Annotated in this window: 3 protein-coding genes and 1 pseudogene; 3 read left to right on the plus strand and 1 reads right to left on the minus strand. The window is 70.8% G+C overall.

Annotation, left to right across the window (positions count from 1 at the left end; genetic code table 11):
• Positions 1-372: 372 nt before the first annotated feature.
• A complete protein-coding gene (locus BJQ90_RS16210; protein WP_226761252.1) occupies positions 373-1,710 on the minus strand; it encodes a glutamyl-tRNA reductase in 1,338 nt (445 codons plus the stop codon).
• A gap of 158 nt (positions 1,711-1,868) precedes the next feature.
• Between BJQ90_RS16210 and hemE the strand changes: the two genes are divergently transcribed.
• The 3 genes and pseudogenes from hemE to BJQ90_RS16225 all read left to right on the plus strand — a co-directional run.
• On the plus strand, positions 1,869-2,966 hold the full coding sequence (hemE, locus tag BJQ90_RS16215) for a uroporphyrinogen decarboxylase (protein WP_226761253.1): 1,098 nt from the start codon (positions 1,869-1,871) through the stop codon (positions 2,964-2,966).
• 3 nt (positions 2,967-2,969) lie between these two features.
• Complete coding sequence (gene hemG / locus BJQ90_RS16220; RefSeq protein WP_226761254.1) at positions 2,970-4,439, plus strand: protoporphyrinogen oxidase; 1,470 nt, start codon at positions 2,970-2,972, stop codon at positions 4,437-4,439.
• A gap of 187 nt (positions 4,440-4,626) precedes the next feature.
• A pseudogene (locus BJQ90_RS16225) lies at positions 4,627-4,846 on the plus strand (hypothetical protein); the annotation flags it as partial.

Here is a 4,846-nt window from a genome sequence, read left to right on the forward strand (position 1 = left end):
GGCAGCGCGTCGGCACCGGGGGCGTCGGGGCCGGGCAGCGCGTCGGCGGAGGGCAGATCCTGACAGTCCGTGCTGGCGCCAATGAACGCAGCAAGCGCAGCCGCGGACGCGGCGACGGCCGCCAGGGCCTCCCTGCTCTCCACACTGAACGCTGCTTCGCTGTCCACACTTACAGAATATAAGGGGCCTCTGACAGTAACTGGCTGGTTGCCGCGTGAACCTGGAACGAACGACAATCGGAGGGGATCTCGCTCCAAACGAGTGCTTCCGGGCGTTGATTCTTCAGCACCCAGTCCGGCGGTACCAAGGCTACATTTGCAGTGAGCTCAGCGCGGCGGCGCGGTCCTCGACTGCCGAATCGGGAGGTGCTGCCTAGGCGGTTTCCCGCACGCCGCCCGGGGCGGGACGTTCCTGGTGTTCGACCGGGCATCCGGCGTCTGACGCTTTTGCCGCGGGCTGTTCGACCGTGATGCCGTACAACGCCTCCAGGGCGGCGACATAGTCTTCCTGCTGGCCATTGGCGGCGAGCTCGCGGGCCCGGACCGTCGGGACGTGCAGCAGCTGCTTGACCATCCGGCGGAGCGCGAATTCAACTTCCTCGGCCGCGGCGGTGCAGCCGTGCCGGGCCCGGACCTTTTCCATTTCCGCGTCCAGCACGTTCATGGTGTGCCGGCGCAGCGCGACAATTGCAGAGTCCACCGATCGGGCCTCGCGTTCCTGTTCGAAAGCGCTGGCTGCGCCGGCCACAATGCTGCTGGCCTGGGCCAGAGATTCGGCCTGCTCCTGCGGGGCGGCCAGACGGACCGACTCCAGCGTGAGGAGTTCGACGCCGTCGAGTCCTCCCACCGCGGGATCAAAGTCGTGCGTGAGGGCCAGATCGATGGCTATGAGGGGGTGCGGTGAGTCCGCCCGGACCCTGGCCAGTTCCCCGGCCTCGACCCGGGTGTCCGCGCCGCTGCAGCCGATCATGACGTCTGCGGCCGCGACGGCGGCCGGGAGGGTTTCGCCATCCAGCGCGGTGCCGCCTCGGGTGGCGACGAAACCGGCGGCGCGGCCGGAGGAGGAGTAGACAGAGACGTCGGTGCAGCCGCGTTCGCGAAGCAGGGACATGGTAGCGCCGGCGTAGGCGCCGGTGCCGAAGACGACAACCGTCTTGGTGGACCAGTCGGGGTCCACGGAGAGCTCGGTGGCGAGATCCAGGGCCACGGAGACCACAGAGAGGCCGCGCGCGCCCAGGGCGGTCTGGGCTCCGACGTCCTTGGCGGTCTTCGACGCCGCCTGGAACAGCCGGACGAGGCCGGAGCTGGCCGTGCCCTCGTGCTGGGCGGTAATCAGTGCCCGGCGCACCTGCCCGGCGATTTCGCGTTCACCGACGACGGCGGAGTCCAGCCCGGAGCTGACCGAGAAGAGGTGCTTGGTGACGTCCGGGCCGGTTCGGGTGTTGAAGGACCGCGCGACAAGCTGTTCGTTGAGTCCGGTGGATCCGCTGAGCTGGGCGATGAGGGCCGCGCGGGCGTCGTCGACGTCGTCCGGGCGGGACGCTTCACCGTAGATTTCGAAGCGGTTGCAGGTGGCAAGCACAATGGCACCCGCCACGGCCGGCGATCCGGCGAGGGCGGATGTGGCGAGCTCTGAAGCGCCGGTGCTCAATTGAGCAACGGTCTCGAGGTCGATGTCGGCGTGGGTCGCCACCAGAGAAAAAAGAACCACAGCAGGACAATCATAGCTTTTTCGTGCCCGCGTAGAACAACCAGGCGGCATGTGACCGCACACACCGGTATGTGATTCCCGCCACCGCCCGGGCCCGCCCAGCGCCCGTGACAGTCTGTCGTTATCTTTTGGGGCCGATTTTCGGCACAATCGAAGGCATGACTCCTCGCACTGCGGCAACTCCTGAAATCTCCGGCCTCGACGCCGGGCACCCGCTGATGGACGGCCGCACCGCGGATTCCCCGCTGATCACCGCCTACCGCGGCGGCAAGCCCTCCCGCCGGCCTGTCTGGTTCATGCGCCAGGCCGGCCGCTCGCTGCCGGAATACCTCAAGCTGCGCGAGGGAGTCGCGATGCTGGACTCCTGCCTGCGCCCCGAGCTGGCCTCCGAGATCACCCTGCAGCCGGTCCGCCGCCACGACGTCGACGCCGCCATCTTCTTCTCCGACATCGTCATTCCGCTCAAGCTGGCTGGAGTCGGCGTCGATATCGTCCCCGGCGTCGGTCCGGTCCTGGACAAGCCGGTCCGCACCGCAGCCGATGTCGCCGCGCTGCCCCAGCTGACCTGGGAAGCCCTGGAGCCGATCCGGGAAGCCGTCCGGCTGACCGTGGCCCAGCTGGGGAAGACCCCGCTGATCGGCTTCGCCGGCGCCCCGTTCACGCTCGCCGCCTACATGGTGGAAGGAAAGCCGTCCCGCGACCACCTCGGCCCGCGCACCATGATGCACGCCGATCCCGAGACCTGGACTGCGCTGGCGAACTGGGCCGCGGACGCCTCAGGCATGTTCCTCCGCGCACAGCTGGAAGCCGGCGCCTCCGCCGGCCAGCTCTTCGACTCCTGGGCGGGCTCGCTCGGCCTGGCCGACTACCAGCGCTTCGTCGCTCCGGCCTCGTCCCGTGCACTGGACCACGTGCGGGACCTCGGGGCCCCGCTGATCCACTTCGGCACCGGCACCTCGGAACTGCTCGTCGCCATGCGCGACGTCGGCGTCGACGTCGTCGGGGTGGACTACCGGCTGCCCCTCGACGAAGCCAACCGCCGGCTGGGCGGCTCGGTGCCGCTGCAGGGCAACATCGACCCGGCCCTGCTGTCCGCACCGTGGGAGGTGCTGGAAGCACACGTCCGCGAAGTCATCGCCGCCGGCGCCACGGCCCCGGGACACGTGCTGAACCTCGGCCACGGCGTGCCCCCGGGCACCGATCCTGACGTGCTGACGCGCGTCGTCGAACTTATCCACTCGATCTCCCCGGAGTAGGGCGTGGAGGCAGCGGGCGGCACCGCACCGGGAGCCGCAGCGCAGACCGCCGTGGTGGTGGGCGGCGGGGTCTCGGGACTGCTCGCTGCCCGCGAGCTCGCCCGGGCCGGCGTCCGCACCACGGTCCTGGAGGCCTCCGGTGCCTGGGGCGGCTGCGTCGGCAGCCACGTGGTGGCCGGGCTGACCCTGGACAGCGGCGCCGAGTCCTTCGCCACCCGCTCCTCCGCCGTGGCCGACCTGGCCGGCGAGCTCGGCCTGGCCGCCAGCATCGTGGCACCCAATCCCGGTGGCGCCTGGGTCCAGTTGCCCGACGGCCCGCGTGAACTTCCCCGCACCGGGGTCCTCGGCATCCCGGCCAACCCCTGGGACCCGGAAGTCCGCCGCTCCCTGGGCCTCACGGGTTCACTCCGTGCCTCGCTCGACAAACTGCTGCCCGCCTCGCTGGGCACCAAGGCGGAGGCCACGAGTGTCTCGGCGCTGGTCCGCGCGCGGATGGGCCGGCGCGTGCTCGAACGCCTTGTGGCACCCGTTGTCGGCGGCGTCCACTCCGCAGACCCGGACGTCCTCGACATCGACATGGTGGCACCTGGCCTGCGCGCCGGGATCCGGGAGCACGGGTCCCTTGCCGCCGCCGTCGCGGCCCAACGCACTGGATCACACCCCGGGACGGCGTCACCGGCGCCATCCGGGCTGCAGAAGGCGGGGTCGGCCGTCGCCGGACTGCGCGGCGGCATGCACACCCTCGTCTCCGCACTGCTGGCCGAGCTGCGCCGCCAGGGCGTGACGCTGCTGGGAGGCACACGGGCCGACACCGTGGAGCGCACTGCCGGCGGCTGGCGGGTTTCCGCCGGCGGCACCGAGCACGACGCCGGGCTGCTGGTCGTCGCTGTGGACGGCCCCGCCGCCGTAGCGCTGCTCGCTGGCGCCCTGCCGGAACTTGCCGGCCGGCGCCCCGAGGCCGGGCCCGACGTCAGCCTGGTCACGCTGGTGGTGGATCTGCCGCAGCTGGACGCCAGGCCGCGGGGGACCGGGGTCCTGGTCGCACCGCAGAGCCCGGGGATCCAGGCCAAGGCCCTCACCCATGCCACCGCCAAATGGGCGTGGCTGGCAGACCAGGCCGGCCCCGGCACCCATGTTGTCCGGCTGTCCTACGGTCGCGGCGACGCCCGGCACGGGGCCCAGGCACGCCCGGAGCCCCGCACCGACGCCGAGCTGTTCGCGGCTGCCCTGAAGGACGCATCCTCTCTGCTCTCCGTGCCGATCACCGGCGGGGATGTGGTGGACTGGGACGTCGTGCGCTGGGGCGGGGCACTGCCCTTCGCCTCGCTCGGACACAAACGCCGCGTCGCCGAGGTGCGGAGCATCTGCGCGGCGGACGGCACCCTGGCCGTGGTGGGTGGCTGGCTTTCCGGCAACGGCCTCGCAGCGATCGTTGCCGACACCCCGAAACAGGTCAGGAAACTGCTGTCCTGAGCCGCGCCGGGGCCCAAAATCCGGGCCCAATATCCCGGTGCCAATCCCGGCTCCGGTTACCGGGAATCAGGGCGAACAGCAAATTTTCCCCCGCGTAATGCGACGGCTAGGCTCGATGACCATGGTTACTCGCAGGTCTTACGTCCACACAACGCAGGCCGGTCACCATGGGGGACTTCGACGCGGCATGGCATCCGCAACGCTCGGAGTGGTGCTGGCTCTATCCGCAGGCGCGCCCGCCTCACAAGCCGCCACGGGGCTACCGGCCCCTGCCTCAGTTTCTCCCGGGACGGACCTGCTGTCCGCTGACCTCAATGGTTTGGCTGGCGGCCTCACCGGGCCGCTCAAGCGGCCCACGCCAACGCCCTGGCCATCGAGCCCCTCCCCCCAGCCCACCGCCTCCGAGG

The organism is Arthrobacter sp. SO3, assembly GCF_020532825.1.
Lineage (GTDB): Bacteria > Actinomycetota > Actinomycetes > Actinomycetales > Micrococcaceae > Arthrobacter.

What these genes read in the sequence shown, in the direction of transcription:
- hemE (WP_226761253.1), top strand. Translation starts at nt 1,869, where the DNA reads ATGACTCCTCGCACTGCGGCAACTCCTGAAATCTCCGGCCTCGACGCC.